The sequence below is a fragment of the Aeromonas sp. PI_26 genome, assembly GCF_027854445.1.
Taxonomy (GTDB): Bacteria; Pseudomonadota; Gammaproteobacteria; order Enterobacterales; family Aeromonadaceae; genus Aeromonas; species Aeromonas veronii.
This window is the reverse complement of the sequence record NZ_JAJNOE010000009.1, coordinates 98,268-115,348: the sequence shown is the minus strand read 5'-3', so window position 1 is coordinate 115,348 and position 17,081 is coordinate 98,268. Positions and strand designations below refer to the sequence as shown.

The following is a 17,081-nucleotide window of genomic DNA, read 5'->3' as shown; positions in this document are numbered from 1 at the left end:
TTGCTATCCGGTTTTTTGCGGGCGCTGTGGGCAAGCCGATGGCGATGGGCGGCGGGCTCGGGTATAGTCCTGCGCCAATGGCGTTATCCTGTTTTGCTGACCCGTCGTGGCCCTGGTGGTGGCGAGGGGCAGGCCTGTGTAAGGAGTGTTATGAAGTTCAGTCCCCTGCTCGATGAGATGATGAAAGCCCTGCAGGTATTGCCTGGGGTGGGGCCCAAGTCTGCCCAGCGGATGGCCTTTACCCTGCTTGAGCGCGAGCGCAGCGGTGGTTTGCGGCTGGCCCAGTTGCTCTCTCGCGCCCTGACCGAGATTGGCCACTGCAGCCACTGCCGCACGTTTACCGAGAACGATCGCTGCGATATTTGCGCCAATCCCAAGCGGGAAGAGAACGGTCTGCTCTGCGTGGTGGAGAGCCCGGCGGACGTGGCCGCCATCGAGCAGACCGGCCAGTTCTCCGGTCGCTACTTTGTGCTGATGGGTCATCTGTCGCCGCTGGACGGCATCGGCCCGGAGGAGCTGGGGCTCGATATTCTCGAGCGCCGGTTGAAGGAAGAGCACATCAGCGAACTGATCCTCGCCACCAACCCCACCATCGAGGGAGATGCCACCGCCTGGTATATCGCCGACATGGCCCGTGCGGCCGGGGTAGAGGTGAGCCGCATAGCCCACGGGGTGCCGGTAGGGGGCGAGCTGGAGCTGGTGGATGGCACAACGCTCTCCCACTCCCTGATGGGGCGCCAACGCTTGAAATAGCAAGGTGCCAGCCAGTTTCCCCGCATTAATAGCGGTCGAGCTGGGTAAGAAATAGCCGTTTGAGCGGATTTAAAGGGGCGAGTGAGCGGGATTGCACACTCGCCCCTTGATATTTGATTGGCCGTCCCCATCTAGGTTGGGCATATGTTCAACCCGATGTTTCTGAGGATTGGTCCATGACCCAAAGTGTTCATGCCGAAACCCACGGCTTTCAGACTGAAGTCAAACAACTGCTGAGCCTGATGGCTCACAGCCTCTACTCCAACAAAGAAGTATTCCTGCGCGAGCTGATCTCCAACGCATCCGATGCGGCGGACAAGCTGCGCTTCAAGGCGCTTTCCGATGCCTCTTTGTTCGAAAACGACGGCCAGTTGCGTGTGCGCCTGGTGGTGGACAAAGAGAAGCGTACCCTGACCATCTCCGATAACGGGATCGGTATGACCCGTGATCAGGTGATCGAGCACCTGGGTACCATCGCCAAGTCCGGCACCGCAGAATTCTTCAAAAACCTCTCCGGCGATCAGGGTAAGGATTCCCAACTTATCGGTCAATTCGGGGTTGGTTTCTACTCCGCCTTTATCGTGGCCGACAAGGTGACCGTGGTCTCCCGTGCCGCCGGTACTGCTCCGGAGCAGGGCGTACAGTGGGAATCTGAAGGGGAAGGCTCCTTCACCGTCGCTGACGTAACCAAAGAGGGTCGCGGTACCGACGTCATCCTGCACCTGCGTGCCGAAGAGGACGAATTCCTCGACGACTGGCGTTTGCGCTCCGTGGTGGGCAAATATTCCGATCACATCAGCGTACCGGTCGAGATGTTCAAAGAGGGTACCCCGGATCGGGAAGAGGATGGCGAGACCATCGTCGGCACCCCGGGCGAGTGGGAGCAGGTCAACCGCGCCACGGCACTCTGGACCCGCAACCCGAAAGATATCAAGGACGAGGAGTATCAGGAGTTCTACAAGCACGTCGCCCACGACTTTGAAGATCCGCTGCTGTGGGGTCACAACCGGGTGGAAGGGGCGCAGGAGTACACCAGCCTGCTCTACGTTCCGGCCCGCGCACCGTTTGACCTCTACAACCGCGAGCAGAAGCACGGTCTGAAGCTCTACGTGCAGCGCGTCTTCATCATGGACGACGCCGAGCAGTTTATGCCGACCTACCTGCGCTTCGTCAAAGGGGTGCTGGACTCCAACGATCTGCCGCTCAACGTTAGCCGCGAAATCCTGCAGGACAACAAGGTGACCGCCTCCCTGCGCAAGGCTTGCTCAAAGCGCGTGCTGACCATGCTCTCCAAGCTGGCGAAAGACGATGCCGAGAAGTACGCCAAGTTCTGGAAAGAGTTCGGTAACGTGCTCAAAGAGGGCCCGGCCGAGGATTACGCCAACCGCGAAGAGATCGCCAAGCTCCTGCGCTTTGCCAGCACCGCTGGCGAGGGCGAAGCCCAGACCGTCTCTCTTGAGGATTACGTTGGCCGCATGAAGGAAGGCCAGCAGAAGATCTACTACATCACTGCTGATTCCTATGCTGCAGCCAAGAACAGCCCGCACCTCGAGATCTTCCGCAAGAAGGGTGTCGAAGTCTTGCTGATGTGGGAGCGCGTGGACGAGTGGCTGATGAGCCACCTGACCGAGTTCGACGGCAAGCAGCTCATCTCCGTCACCCGTGGCGAACTGGATCTCGGCGATCTGGAAGATGAAGCCTCCAAGCAGGCGCAAGAAGAGGCTGAAAAAGCCAACGCCGGTCTGGTGGAGCGGGTCAAGAAGAGTCTCGGTGAAGCGGTGAAAGAGGTGCGTGTCACCCACCGTCTGACCGACTCTCCCTCCTGCATCGTCACCGACGCCTACGGTATGAGCACCCAGATGATCAAGCTGATGCGTGCGGCCGGCCAGCCGGTACCGGAGCAGAAGTACATTCTGGAGCTCAACCCCGACCACGCGCTGGTGAAGAAGCTCGACACCATTGAAGACGAGGCGCTGTTCGGCGAGTGGGTAACCCTGCTGCATGAACAGGCCCAGCTGGCCGAGCAGGGCGGGCTGAACGATCCGGCGAGCTTCGTCTCCCGCATCAACCGTCTGTTGCTGCAAGCCTAAGCAGCAACGCCGGTAACAGAAAGCCCACTGTATGCAGTGGGCTTTTTTGATCCCGCCGAGTGAGCTCGGCGAAACACAGCGGCAAGGGAGGCGGCCAGCGCCTCTCTATTTGCGGTATTCGTTGTTGTAGTTCTGGATGAGACGGCGAGTCACCTCATGCTGGGGATCGGCAAACACTTTGAGAGTCTTGCCGCGCTCCACCACCCGACCTTCGTGCATTACCAGCACCTCGTCGCTGATATGGCTGACGATGCCCAAATCGTTGGCTACCAGCACATAACTCAGTCCCATGGTCTCCTGCATCTCCAGCAGCAGATTGATGATCTGGGAGCGTACCGAGATATCCAGGGTGGAGAGCGCCTCATCGGCCACCACGATCTTGGGGTTGAGGATCAGCGCCCGCGCCAGCGCCACCCGCTGCTGCTGACCGGAGGAGAGCATCTGCGGATAGAACAGGGCGTGATCCGGCAGCATCCCCACCATACGCAGGGTCTGCACCACCTTCTCGCGGCGCTCCTCCTCGGTCATCTCGGTGTTGAGACGCAGCGGGGTTTCCAGGATCTGGCCGACCCGGATCTTGCGGTTCAGCGAGGTGTTGGGATCCTGAAAAATCATCCGCAGCAGTTTGCAGCGTGTCTGGTAATCGCCATGCACCATCAGCTGGCCGTCGATGGCGATGTCGCCGCTGGTGGGCTCGATCATCCCGGCCAGAATGCGGGCGAGGGTGCTCTTGCCGGAGCCAGCTTCGCCGACGATGGCGAGGGTCTGACCCACTTCGAGATCGAACGAGAGGGGCTTGATCGCCTCCACCGCCTGACGACGGAATAGACCGGTGCGGTTCTGGTAGGTTTTGCTAAGGCCTCTGACCTGCAACAGGGATGGCTCGATCACAAGCGGGGCTCCTTCATGGGGGCATTAACGGTCATCATTTTTTCGGCTCCTCCATGTTCAGCGGGAAGTGACAGCTGAACTGATGGCCCTTGATCTTGTTCATCAACGGAGTTTGCACGCACTGCTTCTGGGCATAGGGGCAGCGCGGCCCCAGACGGCAGCCGATGGGCAGGTGTTGCAGTGGCGGGATGACGCCGGGCAGGGTTTCGAGGCGCGACTTGTGGCGCACCAGCTTGTCAAAGTCGGGGATCGATTTGAGCAGGGCATCGGTATAGGGGTGATGCGGGGTCTCGAGGATCTGCTCCCGGGTGCCTACCTCCACCATCTGGCCGCAGTACATCACGTTGATGGTATCGGTCAGGTTGGCGATGGCGGCGATATCGTTACTGATGATCAGGATGGTGGTATTGCCCAGCTTGTTCATCTTGTCCAGCAGTCGCAGGATCTGGGAGTGGGTGGTGGACTCCATGGCGCTGGTGGGCTCGTCGGCTACCAGCAGACGCGGCTGGTTGGCAATGGCCATGGCGATCATCACCTTCTGGCACATGCCATCCGACAGCTCGTGGGGATAGGCGCGCATCACCTTGCGGTGATCCTTGACGCCTACCCGGTGCAGCAGGGCGATGGCTTTCTTCTTGCGCCACTGGAAGCGCTGCCAGAATTGTCCCTCGAACGAATCGGTCGGGATCGCTTCTTCCAGCTGGGTGCCGATCTCCTCGGAGGGATCGAGACAGCTGATGGGGTCCTGGAAGATCATGGCGATCTCGCGACCCATGATGCGACGGCGCTCCTTGGGAGCCATGGTCAGCAGATCCATGTCGTTGAAGCGCATCCGGTCGGCACGAACCGTCCAGTTGTCCTTCTCGATGCCGACGATCACCTTGGCGATCAGACTTTTACCGGAGCCGGATTCACCCACCAGACCGCGGATCTCCCCCTCGGTCAGGGTCAGGCTCACCTTGTCCACCGCCTTGACCTTGCCTTGCGGTGTGTCGATCTCGATGGTGAGATTGCGAATGTCGAGCAGCGGCATCAGTCATTCCCCTCTTTGAGTGCTTCGCGAATGCCTTCACCAACCAAATTGGTCACCAGCACGCTGAACAGGATGGCGATGCCGGGCAGGGTGACGGTCCAGGGGGCGAGATAGATGAGGTCGCTCGAATCGGCCAGCATGGTGCCCCACTCCGGTTGGGGAGACTGGGCGCCGAGACCAAGAAACCCGACCGCCGAGATATCGAGAATGGCTGCCGACAAGGTGCGGGTGGTCTGGGCCACCAGGGTTTCGACGATATTGGGCAAAATCGCCAGACGCATGATCCGGAAGGGAGGCGAGCCATCGAGGCGGCTGGCGGTGATGTACTCCTTCTGCATTTCGGCATGCACCGCGTTGTAGGTGGCCCGGATAAAGGGCGGGATCAACGCCAGGGTAATGGCTATCAGGGTATTGCCAAAACCCGGCCCCATGATGGCGACCATGATGATGGCCATCAGCAGGGAGGGGATGGAAAGCAGGGTATCGAGCAGGTGGTGCAGTACGCTCGACTTGAGCCCCTTGCTCATGCCGCCGAGGATGCCGATGGCGGAGCCCACCACCATGGCGATCACCACCACGACCAGCGCATAGCCGAAAGTGAGACGCGCCCCCACCACCAGCCGGGAGAGCATGTCGCGCCCCAGATCGTCGGTGCCGAGGAAGTAGTCGATGTTGCCGGTCGCCGCCCAGGAGGGGGCGAGCAGCAGCTTGTCGGTGTGCTGTTCATCGATGCCGTAGGGGACGACCAGCGGCCCCACCAGCGTGATGAGCAGCAACAGCAAAAAGCACCAGAGCCCCGCCATCGCCAACGGATTGCGGCTGTAGGAGGCCCACGTCTGCTCAAGGGGCGAGAGGATCTTGAGCTCGGGATAGATGTTCGATTTATCTTGCATAGGATACCTGGCTCCTGGTCACGCCATGAGCGCGTTCAATCTTGTTTGGCATACAACTCTTTGCGCCGTGCCGGATAGATAAGGGTGGTCAGCAACTCGGTGCTGACGCTGGTCAGGATCACGAAACTGGCGACCACCAGGGTCGCGCCGCGAATGGCGGCGTAATCCTGCAGGGCGATGCTGCTGATGAGCCAGCGGCCGATCCCGTGCCACTCGAACACCACCTCGGTGATCATGGCGGAGGTGAGCACGCTACCCAGTTGCAGACCCAGCAGAGGCAGTACCGGCGGCAGGGCGTTCTTCAGACCATGGCGCCAGACGATCTGCGCCTTGGAAAGGCCCCTGCTCGCCGCCGCCTTGATGTAGTTCTGCTTCATCACGTCGATGAGGGAGCTGCGCACATGGCGGATCACCTCGGTGGTGGGCACCACCGCCAGCACCAGTGACGGGAGAATGAGGTGGCGCAGGGCATCGTGCAGCGCCGCTTGCCGCCAGGGCTCGTTGCTGAGCAGCACATCGATCACCGCGATGCCGGTAATGGGGGGCACATCGTAGAGCAGGCTGATCTGGCCCGACGCCGGCAGCCAGCCGAGATCCAGCGAAAAGAGCATCACCACCAGCAGCGCCAGCCAGAACACCGGCACCGCATAGCCGATAAGACCGGCAGTCATGATGGAGAGATCCAGCGTCTTGCCCTGGGACAGGGCCGCCAGGGTGCCGAGAGGGATCCCCACCAGCAGCGAGATGGCGAACGCCGCCAGACAGAGGATCAGGGTCGCCGGGAAGTAGTGGCGGATCTCGTCCAGCACCGGCAGCCCGGAGACGCTGGAGAGCCCCAGGTCGCCTGCGAAAATGCGGCGCAGGAAGTCGGGATAGCCGCTCCAGAAGCTGAGCTGATTGCCGATCAGCCGATAGTCCAGCAGGTAGGCGACAAAGGTCAGCGCCAGTAGAGTGATAAGCAGCAGGTTGATGCGGCGCAAGGTGTATAGAAGCATGCTTACTCCCTGTGAGCCTGGTTGAAGGAGGTGCCGCCAAAGGGCATCAGCGTCAGCCCCTCGATGTCACTGCGGCTGACCTGGGTGCGCAAGGCGTGCGCCAGCGGGATCAGCGGCAGCTGTTCGTTAAGCAGGGTCTGGGCATAGTAGTAGTTACGCAGCCGGAACGAGAGCTGGGGCGTGGTGACCGCATCATCCAGCAACTGATCGAAGGCCGGGCTACACCAGCGGCTGTAGTTGTTGCCGCGCTCCACTGCCGAGCAGCTCAGCAGCTGGCGGAAGAAGTTGTCCGGATCGGCGTTATCGGCAATCCAGCCGGAGAGCAGGCTGTCGTACTGCCCCTTGGTGAGGCGGCCTTCGATCACCGGCCACTCCCGTTGCACGATCTTGAGCTTGATCCCGACCTTGGCCAGATCGCTGCGGATCAGCTGGGCGGTCTTGACCGCATCCGGGTTGTAGGGGCGGGCGTCCGGTTGCACCAGCACCTGCATCTCAAACCCTTTCTCCATACCCGCCTCCTTGAGCAGCTGGCGCGCCCGTTTCAGATCGGGTTTGCGCTCGGGCAGGCTCGGGTTGTAACCCCATGAGAGGGTCGGCAGCAGGCTGTTGGCGGGCAGGCCGGTATCGAAATAGACCGCCTGAAGCAGGTTGTCGATATTGATGGCGCTGGCAATGGCCTGCCGCACCTTGACGTTGTTGAACGGCGGCTTGCGGGTATTGAGGGCCAAAAAGGCGACGTTCATCCCCGACTGGACCGAGAGACTGAGCGCCGGATTTTGCTTGATCACCGAGAGCTGGCTGGCGGAAGGGGTGCTCATTACGTCGCACTCGCCGGTCAGCAGCTTGGCCAGCCGTTTGGCGGATTTGGGGGTGATGTCGTAGACCAGCTGTTCAATCTTGGCATCGCCGCCCCAGTAGCCGGGGTGGCGCAGATAGCGGATGAACTCGTTGTGGCGATACTCCTTGAAGCTGAACGGCCCGGTGCCGATGGGGCGGCTATCCAGCAGGGCCGGGGTGCCTGCCTGCAACATCTGCTCGGCGTATTCGGCGGAGAGGATCACCGCATAGTCGCTGGCCAGGGTGGCGAGGAAGGAGGCGTTTGGCTGGTTCAGCTCGAACACTACCGTCTGCGGCCCCTTCTTGCTCACCCGTTTGATCAGCAGGTCTTGCCCCAGGCTGTAGAAGTAGGGGTAATCGCCGCCGGAGACATTGTGATAGGGGTGCTGCTCGTCAAGCTGGCGGGCATAGGTGAAGACCACGTCATCGGCATTGAAAGTGCGGGTGGGCTTGAACCAGGGGGTATGGTGAAACGTCACCCCCTTGCGCAGGGTCAGGGTATAGGTGAGGCCATCCTCGCTGACATGCCAGTTGGTGGCGAGCGCTGGCTCCAGCGCCAGGGTGTTGGGGTTCACCTCCAGCAGGCGGTCGTAGAGCGGACGGGCACTGGCATCCAGTGTCACCCCGGAGTTGGAAACATGGGGATTGAAGGAGAGGGGGGATCCCTCAGCACAATAGATGAGTCCGGTTTTGGAGGCCTCGGGTTGCTTCTGGCAGCCGGTGACCAGCACCAGCAGACCCAGCAGCAAGGGTGTGAGCATTCTCATTGTTGAACCATGTTCTTATAGGGGTTTTGTACGCACGTTTTGATACAAATGTGCCAGCGCGAAGGCTGGCGTGTTGCTGGAGTCGGCATCAACCGCACTCCTTCACTCTTGTTCTGCATCGTTATCGCCATCCAGCAGCTGATATTTGCGTAGCATGCCACGGAACTGGTGATAGCTTAAGGCCAGCAGTTGAGCGGCTTTGCGCTGATTATACTGGGATTGCTGCATCGCTTGCTTGAGTAAATTAATCTCGTACTCCGCCACCGCCTGCTTGAGATCGAGCGGCAAGGCGAGGGGGGATGCAGATTGTACCTCGCTTAGGTCCTCTTGCGCAGGTTGCGTGACCTGTGGTCGCCAGGGGGAATCAAACGGGTTGAGCACCAGGGTCGAGAGCGGCAACTGGGGATTGCCCTGACGATAGATACTGCGCTCCACCACGTTCTTCAGCTCCCGTACGTTGCCCGGCCAGTGGTAATCCAGCAGCAGCTGGGTTGCCTTGCGCGAGAAACCGGCAAACAGTGGATAGCCCAGCTCCCGGGTCATGCTGTGGGCGAAGTGCTCCGCCAGCATCAGGATATCTTCCCGCCGCTCCCGCAAGGGGGGGAGGGTGATCACATCAAACGCGAGCCGATCGAGCAGATCGTGGCGAAACTGCCCCTTGTCGGCCAGCGCAGGGAGATCCTCGTTGGTGGCGCAGACCAGCCGCACATCCACCTTGAGGGGCTTGGCCCCACCCACCCGCTCGAACTCGCCATACTCGATGACCCGCAGCAACTTCTCCTGCACCCTGGCGCTGGTGGTTGCCAGCTCGTCGAGGAAGAGGGTGCCGCCATCGGCCCGCTCGAAGCGGCCCTGATGGCGCTTGGCCGCGCCGGTAAACGATCCCGCTTCGTGGCCGAACAGCTCGGTCTCCAGCAGGCTCTCGCTCAGGGTGGCGCAGTTGATGGTGACAAAGCTTTGATCCCAGCGTGCCGAGAGATAATGTAGGCGGTGGGCGATCAGCTCCTTGCCCGTCCCCCGCTCACCGATGATCAGCACGGGTTTGCGCAGCGGGGCGAGCCGTGAGGCCTGCTCAATGATCTCGAGAAATGCGTTGGATTCCCCCAGCAGGCTTTCCGTGGCCGTGGTCATAGTGATCCCTGTCAGTTGTAAAAGCTGGTCAATCTTACCAAAAGTTGGTGATTTTAATCATCTCTTGCGCGAGGCATCTTGCAATCCGGCTATTCTGCCCCATATAAATCAACAAGTTAAATTTTGTTCCAGATTGGCACACAAGTTGCCATTGTCAATGGAGAAACAACGCCATGCCAATAACAGGAGTGCAATCATGAGTATTTTTTCCCGTCTGGCCGACATCATCAATTCCAACCTGACGGCCCTGCTCGACAAGGCAGAAGATCCCCAGAAGATGGTGCGCCTGATCATCCAGGAGATGGAGGACGAGCTGGTCAAGGAGCGTTCCAATCTGGCCCGCTTCCTCGCCAGCCAGAAAGAGATTGGCCGCCAGGTCGCCCGCCATCAGGAGCGGGTCGACGAGTGGCAAGCCAAGGCCGAGCTGGCCCTGACCAAGGGGCGTGAAGATCTGGCCCGCGCCGCCCTTATCGAGAAGAAGAAACAGACCGAGTTGTCAGAGACCCTCTACCGTGAGCAGCAGGCGGTCGACAGCGGCATCGAGAAGCTGGGTGAAGAGATCCGCCAGCTCGAAGCCAAGCTGGAAGATGCCCGCGCCCGTCAAAAGGCGATGGCCATTCGCACCGAAGCGGCCAGCAGCCGTCTCAATGTGCAGAGCCAGGTCGCCCGTGGCGAGAGCCAGGCGGTGGTGAGCAAGTTTGAGCGGATGGAGCGTCGCATCGACGAAATGGAGGCGCGCGCCGATCTGGGGCAGTCCGACAAGGCGCTGGCGCAGCAGTTTGCCGAGCTGGAAGTGGATGATCAGATAAGCCGCGAGCTGGAAGCCATGCGCCAGAAGCTGGGCCAGGGCGACAGCAAAAGCGAAGGCAAACAGGGGGAGTAACAGATGGAAGATCTGCTGGGCGTATTGATGGTTCCCATGGTGGTCTTCATGGTGGTGGTAGCTCCCATCTGGCTGGTGCTGCACTATCGTGCCAAGGGGCGGATTGGCGCCGGTCTTGCCGATAGCGAGCGGGAACAGCTGCAAGGGCTGCTGGCTCGCACCGAGAAGATGCAGGAGCGAGTAGGAGCACTGGAGTCGATTCTGGATGCGGAAGTACCCGGTTGGAGGAACAAGGTATGAGCAGTGTCAGTCGTGAAGGGCGTAACCTCTATCGTGATCCCCAGCGTGGCAAGATAGCCGGGATCTGTGCCGGTTTGGCTGAGTATTTCGGGGTGGAGACCTGGATCGTGCGGCTGCTCGCCATCAGTGGCCTTATCTTCGCCGGTTTCATTACCTTCACCGCCTATATCGCTGCCTGGTTCTTGCTCGACAAAAAGCCGGTCACCCTCTATTCGCAAGAGGATGCCGACTTTGCCGAGGTGCGGATGAAAGCGCGCAGCTGGCAGGCGGGGATCACCCCTCATCAGGCGCTGGGCCGTATCGCGCAGGAACTTGACGCGCTGGAGCCCAGAGTTCAGCGGATCGAGAAGCTGGTGACCTCCAGGGAGTTCACCCTGCAGCGGGAATTTCGCAAGCTGTAGTGCTTGCCAAAGCACTCAATGTCGATGGTGGAATCTTCTGTGATGATCCACCATCGACGACAACTATCCAGACGTGGATAAGCAGTCGACCTCTCGCACGGCTGAGCACGCCGGATGCAACCACCAAGGGAGAACGGATCAAGCCTTGATACTCAATAAACTGGAACAGAAGTTGACTCGCCTGCAACACAAGGCGAACGACGTGGTGAACCGGGTGCGGGATCGCCATATCCGGCTGGCGGTGACCGGCCTATCTCGCAGCGGCAAGACCGCCTTTATCACGGCGCTGGTCAACCAGCTGGAACACGCGGCCATCGATGGTCGTTTGCCGTTGTGGGATGCCCTGCGTCAGGGGCGCATTCTCGGCGCTCGCCGGGTGCCGCAGCTCAATGCCCACATTCCCACCTTTGCCTACGAGCGCGGCCTCGATTCCCTGTTTGGCGATCCACCGGCCTGGCCAGAGCCCACCCGCGGCGTGGCCGAAGTGCGGCTCGAAATTCGCTATCGCACCCGTCATCCTCTGCGCAAGCATCTGGGGGAGATCTCCACCCTCTACGTGGATCTGGTGGACTACCCCGGGGAGTGGCTGCTCGACTTGCCGCTCCTTGAGATGAGCTACGAGCAGTGGAGCGAACAGGTGCGCGAGCAGCTTCGTCGCCCAGAGCTGCAGGCACTTGCCGCCAGCTGGCTGACACCCGGGTGGAAGGTCGATCAGCGCTTCGAAGAGCGGCCGGTGGCTGAGCTAGCCGAGCGCTACACCGCCTACTTGCATGCTTGCAAACAGGAGCTGGGATTGCACCTTATTCAACCCGGCCGTTTCGTCTTGCCGGGGGAGTATGCCGGTGCCCCCATGCTGCAATTTGTCCCCTGGGTGTGGGAGATGCCCGCCGGCGAGCCCGCCGATGGCACTCTTTACGCCACTCTCAAGCAGCGCTTCGAGCAGTACAAACAGCATCTGGTGCAGGTTTTTTATGAGCAGCACTTTGCCGGCTTTGATCGCCAGATCGTGCTGGTGGATTGCCTGCAGCCCCTCAACGCCGGGGCGGCAAGCTTTGGCGACATGCAGCAGGCCATTGCCCGCATCATGGAGAGCTTTGCCTACGGCAAGAGCAACTGGTGGCGGCGACTCTTCTCGCCCCGTATCGACAAGCTGCTGTTTGTGGCGAGCAAGGCCGATCACGTCACCCCCGAACAGCATGCGCCCATGGTCTCCCTGCTCCAGCATCTGGTACGCAGCGGTCGTGGTCAGGCCCGTTTCGAGGGGATCACCACTGAGTGTCTGGCGCTCGCCGCCATCAAGGCGACCGAAGTGGGCAAGGGGGTGGCCAATGGCCGCGAGTTCCCCGCCATTCGCGGCACCAGTCTGAGCGGTGAGCCGCTGCTGCTGTTCCCGGGGGAGGTGCCGCCCCATATTCCCCCCGCACAGTGGTGGAGCAGTCAGGGCTTTGATTTTCAGGCGTTTCGCCCCATGCTCATGAGCCCCCATCAGGCGCTGCCCCATATCCGGCTCGATGCGGCGCTGGAGTTTCTGCTCGGGGATCACCTCGAATAACGGTGTGCGGTCTTGGCACCTGAGCCGAAGGCTGCGCACAGGAGAACAATGCGATGAACGATCAGATAAAAGAGCGGCCACCGTTGCAGGGCAAGGTGATCCTTGAGCCTGCCTTGACGGTGGCCAGTGACGAGCGACCGCCCGCACCGGCCCAGCGGCTGGAGGAGGCGAGTTTCGAGCGCCTCGACGCGCTGGACGAGTTCACCGAGGTGGAGAGCACCCTCGTCATCAAACCGCGTCGCCGTCATCGGCTACTGGCGTGGGGGCTGGGGGCGGTCGGTCTGCTCTCGTTGGGCCAGTATGGCGCCTTTCTTTACGATCAATTCCTCACCACCCCGCTCTGGGGCAGCGCCTGGCTGGCGGCCTCGGCGTTGGTCGCTGCGGGGACCGCCAGTGTGGTGGGGCGCGAGTGGCTGCGACTGCGCACCCTCAAGCGGCGTCAGGATGTGCGCTCGCGAGCAGAAGATCTGCTTGCCCATCAGGGAGTCGGGCAGGGGCAGGCCTTTTGCGAAGGGTTGGCGGTCAAAAGTGGCGACAAGGGGCGCGAAGGGTATCAAACCTGGCTGGCCCAGCTCGATGAGAGCCACAGCGATCGGGAGGTGCTGACCCTCTACAGCCAGCTGGTACTCGGCGAGCGTGACAAGCTGGCCCAGGCGCGGGTGGCCAAATGGTCGGGGGAGGCCGCTGTGCTGGTGGCGCTCAGCCCGCTCGCCACCGTCGACATGATGCTGATGTTGTGGCGCAACCTGCGGATGATCGAGGATATCGCCGATGTCTATGCCATCGAACTTGGCTACTGGAGCCGCATACGTCTGATCCGTCAGGTGTTTCGCAACATGCTCTACGCCGGTGCCACCGAGCTGGTGACCGAGGTGGGTATGGACTTGCTGGGCGCCGAGTTTGCCGCCAAGCTCTCCGCCCGCGCGGCGCAAGGGGTGGGGGCCGGGCTGCTCACTGCTCGCCTTGGCCTGCGTACTATAGAGGCGTGCCGCCCGCTGCCCTGGTGTGCGGACGAGAAACCCAAACTCGGCGAGCTGCGCAAGCGGCTGGTGGGTCAGCTGGCCGGTTATCTCAAGGGGACGAGCTAACCCCGGAGCGGGGCTCGGGGGTTGGCGGATCCTGATGGGGGCCAGGCATGCCGAGGATCTATATTGTTTTACTGGTGAAACGCTAATCCACTTTTTCAGGTGTTTTTTGCAACAATCTGCGCCGGGCTGATGGGCTATCACGGCTTAACCCGGGCAACGGGGCTGCTCCGCTTTTATCCCGTCTCCTTCAGGTATTGGTCGTACAAGGGGTAAGGGGTACCAAGGGTTTGGCTCACTCTGAATGAGTCAGCTCGCCATCAGGCGTGAATGTCACATTTTATTTACATCTCTCGCCAGCAGCCGACCACGGGGTCGGCTGCTTTTTTGTTGCCGGTTCGTTACAGTGATCCTGTGACCCAATGGCAAGGCGCCCCACCCGGCGCAGAGGATGGAACCGCTTATGGCAACCCTTTATACCGCTCACCAGCCGGATGCCCGGGGGATGATCCACTACTCGGCCGAAGAGCACGGCACCTGGCAGATCCTGATCGAACGTCAGCTGGCGGCGCTTGAAGGCAAGGCGTGTGACGAGTATCTGGCGGGCCTTGAAAGACTGACATTGCCGCGAGATCGCATCCCCCAGCTGGCCGAGATCAACGCCGTCTTGCAGCCTGCGACCGGCTGGTCGGTGGCGGCGGTGCCTGCGCTTATCTCGTTCGATCGCTTCTTCGCCCTGCTGGCCAACCGCCAGTTTCCGGTGGCCACCTTTATCCGGCGCCGTGATGAGCTCGACTACCTGCAAGAGCCCGATATCTTTCACGAGATCTTCGGCCACTGCGCCATGTTGACTAATCCGGCCTTTGCCCACTTCACCCACCTATACGGTCAGTTGGGGCAGCAGGCGAGCAAGGAGCAGCGGGTTTTTCTGGCGCGGCTCTACTGGTTCACCGTGGAGTTTGGCCTGCTGGCAACGTCCGACGGGCTGCGTATCTACGGTGGCGGCATTCTCTCCTCCATCGGTGAGACCGCCTATGCCCTCTCCGGCCAGCCGCTGCTGCAACCTTTCGATCTGTTGACCGTGCTGCGCACCCCGTATCGCATCGACATCATGCAGCCCACCTATTTTGTGCTGCCGAGTCTCGAGCATCTCTACCAACTAACTGGGGAGGAGATCATGGCTGCTCTGGCCGAGGCCAGTCGTCTTGGCCTCTATCCGCCACGTTTTGAGGTTCCCGCTGGCAAACAGGCGAGCTGACCAAAAGCAAACAACCCTATTTCATTTTCATTAATTTTTCATTAATTCAAGCAGGAGTAACCCATGTCCGAACTGGCCAGCCAACAGTGTGAAGCGTGTCGCGCCGATGCCCCCAAGGTGAGCGATGAGGAGCTGCGTGAGCTGATGCAGCTTATTCCCGACTGGCAGCCGCTGGTGGAGGGGGGGGCGCTGCAACTGCGGCGGGAATTTACGTTTCGCAACTTCAAGGAGGCGCTGGCGTTTACCAACCGCCTGGGCGAGCTGGCGGAGGCAGAGTTCCATCATCCGGCCATCCTGACCGAGTGGGGCAAGGTGACCGTCAGCTGGTGGACCCACAAGATCGGCGGATTACACCGCAACGACTTCATCATGGCTGCGCGTACAGACCAATTGCCCAGATAATCTGAGAACAGGTTGAGGCGGAGTATCCCCCTTCCTGCATTTCTGACCGAATGGGGGAGGTGACCGTCAGCTGGTGGATGCATAAGATCGGCGGCTTGCATCGCAACGACTTCATCATGGCGGCGCGCACCGATCAGTTGCTCCGGTAATCGCACCCCACACCAGCGTCATCGGTTGACCCGGGCCTGCCTGCGAAAGCGGGGCGGGCCCGCATTTTTATGGGCTGGCGCTCGCACTGGGGGGATCGAGACTGTATTATCCGCTCATTCATAGAGTTAGCTAGGAAGTGTGTCCCGAATGCGTCTTGAAGTCAGCTGTGAAGACCGCCTGGGCCTGACCCGGGAACTGCTCGACCGCCTGGTGGAGCACAATATCGATCTGCGCGGCATCGAAATCGATACCTCAGGCATCATCTATCTCAACTTTCCCGAGCTGGAGTTCAGTGATTTTCAGCACCTGATGCCGGAGATCCGCCGCATTCCCGGCGTCTACGACGTCAAGACCATCCCTTACATGCCTTCCGAGCGAGAGCACCACGAGATCGAGGCGCTGCTCAAGGCGCTGCCGGATCTGGTCTTCTCCCTCGACAGCAAGGGCAAGGTGACCCAGGCCAACCAGTCTGCCCTCACCACCCTCGGCTTGCCGGTGGAGGAGGTGCGAGGCGTGGCGCTCGGTTCGCTGGTTAAGGGTTTCTCCTTCACCCGCTGGCTGGAGGCGAGCGAGATCAAGCCGCAGACCTGCAAGCTCAGTTTCAATGGCGAAGAGTATCTGGCAGATCTGATGCCGCTGTTCGTGGCAGAAGCCCGCGGCAAGCAGGCGCTGGCCGGTGCCGTGGTGGTGCTCAAATCTGCCCGTCGGGTCGGCCTGCACTTCAGCGCGCTTCATGCGGTGGAAGTGGGGGGCTTCGAGCATCTGCAGGCCGAGAGCCCCAAGATGAAAGAGGTGCTGTCGCAAGCGCGCAAACTGGCGATGCAGGATGCGCCGCTGCTGATTGTCGGTGAGACCGGTACCGGCAAGGAGCTGCTGGCCCGTGCTTGTCACGGGGCCAGCCTGCGCTCCAGCCACCCCTTTATGGCCCTCAACTGCGCCGCCATGCCCGATAACGTGGCCGAGAGCGAGCTGTTTGGTTATGCTCCCGGTGCCTTTGGCAACAACACCGAGGGCAAGCGCGGCGTGCTGGAGCTGGCGAGCGGCGGCACCCTGATGCTGGACGAGATCGGCGATATGTCTCCCCATCTGCAGACCAAGTTTTTGCGGGTGTTGCAGGATGGGGTATTCCGCCGGGTCGGTGACGAGCAGGAGGTGAAGGTCAACGTGCGTTTCATCTGCACCACCCAGAAGCAGTTGCTGGATCTGGTGCACGAAGGAACCTTCCGCGAGGATCTCTACTATCGCCTCAACGTGCTCAGTCTGGCGCTGCCCCCCCTGCGCGAGCGCAAGGCGGACATCATGGTGCTGGCCCAGCAGTTTGTCTCCCGCTTTGCCAGCGAGTTGCAGCGACCCCGTCCGCGCTTTACCCGCAACATGGCCGACTACCTGACCGCCTATCGCTGGCCGGGCAACGTGCGTCAGCTGCGCAACTGTCTCTACCGTGCCATGACCCTGCTGGAAGGGGATGAACTGGGGCCCGAGCAGATCGACCTGCCGGTGGCGGCCGATACCATGCCGCTGATCGACGAGTGGTTTGAGGGGAATCTCGACGATGCGGTGAAGCGCTTCGAGAGCCAGCTGCTGGCCCGGCTCTATCCCGCCTTCCCGTCGACGCGCCAGCTGGCCAAACGCCTGGGCGTGTCGCATACCGCCATCGCCAACAAGCTGCGGGAATACGGCATCAGCAAGAAGTGATTCCCGCCTTGCTGCCTGCCACCAGAGAGCCCGTTACCAGACGGGCTCTCCGTTTTCTTTACACGAACTCGGTAGTTGATGGCGG

16 protein-coding genes and 1 pseudogene are annotated in these 17,081 nt (G+C 61.0%); 11 read left to right on the top strand and 6 right to left on the bottom strand.

Annotation, left to right across the window (positions count from 1 at the left end; translation table 11 throughout):
* Positions 1-150 precede the first annotated feature (150 nt).
* A complete protein-coding gene (recR, locus tag LRL22_RS11705) occupies positions 151-753 on the top strand; it encodes a recombination mediator RecR (RefSeq protein WP_019444931.1) in 603 nt (200 codons plus the stop codon).
* Between the two features lie 176 nt (positions 754-929).
* On the top strand, positions 930-2,843 hold the full coding sequence (htpG, locus tag LRL22_RS11700) for a molecular chaperone HtpG (RefSeq protein WP_139433199.1): 1,914 nt from the start codon (positions 930-932) through the stop codon (positions 2,841-2,843).
* A 105-nt stretch (positions 2,844-2,948) separates the two neighbouring features.
* On the opposite strand, the gene LRL22_RS11695 is transcribed toward htpG, so the two are convergent.
* From LRL22_RS11695 to pspF, 6 genes are all read right to left on the bottom strand, one after another.
* Positions 2,949-3,734, bottom strand: a complete 786-nt coding sequence (locus LRL22_RS11695; RefSeq protein WP_005333681.1) for a peptide ABC transporter ATP-binding protein — start codon at positions 3,732-3,734, stop codon at positions 2,949-2,951.
* A gap of 34 nt (positions 3,735-3,768) precedes the next feature.
* A complete protein-coding gene (locus LRL22_RS11690; RefSeq protein ID WP_005333679.1) occupies positions 3,769-4,767 on the bottom strand; it encodes a peptide ABC transporter ATP-binding protein in 999 nt (332 codons plus the stop codon).
* Positions 4,767-5,660, bottom strand: coding sequence for an ABC transporter permease subunit (locus tag LRL22_RS11685; protein ID WP_005333677.1), 894 nt, complete (start codon positions 5,658-5,660; stop codon positions 4,767-4,769). The genes LRL22_RS11690 and LRL22_RS11685 overlap by 1 nt, the downstream gene beginning before the upstream one ends.
* A 35-nt stretch (positions 5,661-5,695) precedes the next feature.
* Positions 5,696-6,655 carry an ABC transporter permease gene (locus LRL22_RS11680; protein WP_021231386.1) on the bottom strand — a complete coding sequence of 320 codons (960 nt, stop codon included), beginning with the start codon at positions 6,653-6,655 and terminating at the stop codon, positions 5,696-5,698.
* 2 nt (positions 6,656-6,657) lie between these two features.
* The gene (gene sapA, locus LRL22_RS11675) at positions 6,658-8,253 is read right to left on the bottom strand and encodes an ABC transporter substrate-binding protein SapA (RefSeq protein ID WP_236380562.1); all 1,596 of its coding nucleotides are present in this window, start codon (positions 8,251-8,253) and stop codon (positions 6,658-6,660) included.
* A 108-nt stretch (positions 8,254-8,361) separates the two neighbouring features.
* On the bottom strand, positions 8,362-9,390 hold the full coding sequence (gene pspF / locus LRL22_RS11670; protein WP_199427416.1) for a phage shock protein operon transcriptional activator: 1,029 nt from the start codon (positions 9,388-9,390) through the stop codon (positions 8,362-8,364).
* Between the two features lie 196 nt (positions 9,391-9,586).
* Between pspF and pspA the strand changes: the two genes are divergently transcribed.
* The 9 genes and pseudogenes from pspA (at position 9,587) to tyrR (ending at position 16,996) form a co-directional block, all read left to right on the top strand.
* Positions 9,587-10,273 carry a phage shock protein PspA gene (gene pspA / locus LRL22_RS11665; RefSeq protein WP_005361184.1) on the top strand — a complete coding sequence of 229 codons (687 nt, stop codon included), beginning with the start codon at positions 9,587-9,589 and terminating at the stop codon, positions 10,271-10,273.
* Between the two features lie 3 nt (positions 10,274-10,276).
* Positions 10,277-10,513, top strand: a complete 237-nt coding sequence (gene pspB / locus LRL22_RS11660) for an envelope stress response membrane protein PspB (RefSeq protein ID WP_005333672.1) — start codon at positions 10,277-10,279, stop codon at positions 10,511-10,513.
* Positions 10,510-10,914 carry an envelope stress response membrane protein PspC gene (pspC, locus tag LRL22_RS11655; protein ID WP_005333670.1) on the top strand — a complete coding sequence of 135 codons (405 nt, stop codon included), beginning with the start codon at positions 10,510-10,512 and terminating at the stop codon, positions 10,912-10,914. Before pspB ends, pspC begins: the two co-directional genes overlap by 4 nt.
* A gap of 145 nt (positions 10,915-11,059) precedes the next feature.
* Entirely contained in the window at positions 11,060-12,466 is a 1,407-nt protein-coding gene (locus LRL22_RS11650) for a YcjX family protein (protein ID WP_270905444.1), read from the top strand.
* 53 nt (positions 12,467-12,519) lie between these two features.
* On the top strand, positions 12,520-13,554 hold the full coding sequence (locus LRL22_RS11645; RefSeq protein ID WP_270905443.1) for a YcjF family protein: 1,035 nt from the start codon (positions 12,520-12,522) through the stop codon (positions 13,552-13,554).
* 400 nt (positions 13,555-13,954) lie between these two features.
* The gene (gene phhA, locus LRL22_RS11640) at positions 13,955-14,749 is read left to right on the top strand and encodes a phenylalanine 4-monooxygenase (protein ID WP_270905442.1); all 795 of its coding nucleotides are present in this window, start codon (positions 13,955-13,957) and stop codon (positions 14,747-14,749) included.
* Between the two features lie 63 nt (positions 14,750-14,812).
* Positions 14,813-15,151 (top strand): 4a-hydroxytetrahydrobiopterin dehydratase, encoded by a 339-nt coding sequence (locus tag LRL22_RS11635; RefSeq protein WP_216978931.1) that lies wholly within the window; start codon positions 14,813-14,815, stop codon positions 15,149-15,151.
* A gap of 5 nt (positions 15,152-15,156) precedes the next feature.
* A pseudogene (locus tag LRL22_RS11630) lies at positions 15,157-15,300 on the top strand (4a-hydroxytetrahydrobiopterin dehydratase); the annotation flags it as partial.
* Between the two features lie 148 nt (positions 15,301-15,448).
* Positions 15,449-16,996, top strand: coding sequence for a transcriptional regulator TyrR (gene tyrR, locus LRL22_RS11625; RefSeq protein WP_005333656.1), 1,548 nt, complete (start codon positions 15,449-15,451; stop codon positions 16,994-16,996).
* Positions 16,997-17,081 lie beyond the last annotated feature (85 nt).

Excerpts from the sequence above, each read along its gene's own strand:
- recR (WP_019444931.1), top strand. The coding sequence starts at position 151 with ATGAAGTTCAGTCCCCTGCTCGATGAGATGATGAAAGCCCTGCAGGTA.
- htpG (WP_139433199.1), top strand. The coding sequence starts at position 930 with ATGACCCAAAGTGTTCATGCCGAAACCCACGGCTTTCAGACTGAAGTC.
- LRL22_RS11690 (WP_005333679.1), bottom strand. The coding sequence starts at position 4,767 with ATGCCGCTGCTCGACATTCGCAATCTCACCATCGAGATCGACACACCG.
- LRL22_RS11685 (WP_005333677.1), bottom strand. The coding sequence starts at position 5,660 with ATGCAAGATAAATCGAACATCTATCCCGAGCTCAAGATCCTCTCGCCC.
- LRL22_RS11680 (WP_021231386.1), bottom strand. The coding sequence starts at position 6,655 with ATGCTTCTATACACCTTGCGCCGCATCAACCTGCTGCTTATCACTCTA.
- sapA (WP_236380562.1), bottom strand. The coding sequence starts at position 8,253 with ATGCTCACACCCTTGCTGCTGGGTCTGCTGGTGCTGGTCACCGGCTGC.
- pspF (WP_199427416.1), bottom strand. The coding sequence starts at position 9,390 with ATGACCACGGCCACGGAAAGCCTGCTGGGGGAATCCAACGCATTTCTC.
- pspA (WP_005361184.1), top strand. The coding sequence starts at position 9,587 with ATGAGTATTTTTTCCCGTCTGGCCGACATCATCAATTCCAACCTGACG.
- pspB (WP_005333672.1), top strand. The coding sequence starts at position 10,277 with ATGGAAGATCTGCTGGGCGTATTGATGGTTCCCATGGTGGTCTTCATG.
- pspC (WP_005333670.1), top strand. The coding sequence starts at position 10,510 with ATGAGCAGTGTCAGTCGTGAAGGGCGTAACCTCTATCGTGATCCCCAG.
- LRL22_RS11645 (WP_270905443.1), top strand. The coding sequence starts at position 12,520 with ATGAACGATCAGATAAAAGAGCGGCCACCGTTGCAGGGCAAGGTGATC.
- phhA (WP_270905442.1), top strand. The coding sequence starts at position 13,955 with ATGGCAACCCTTTATACCGCTCACCAGCCGGATGCCCGGGGGATGATC.
- LRL22_RS11635 (WP_216978931.1), top strand. The coding sequence starts at position 14,813 with ATGTCCGAACTGGCCAGCCAACAGTGTGAAGCGTGTCGCGCCGATGCC.
- tyrR (WP_005333656.1), top strand. The coding sequence starts at position 15,449 with ATGCGTCTTGAAGTCAGCTGTGAAGACCGCCTGGGCCTGACCCGGGAA.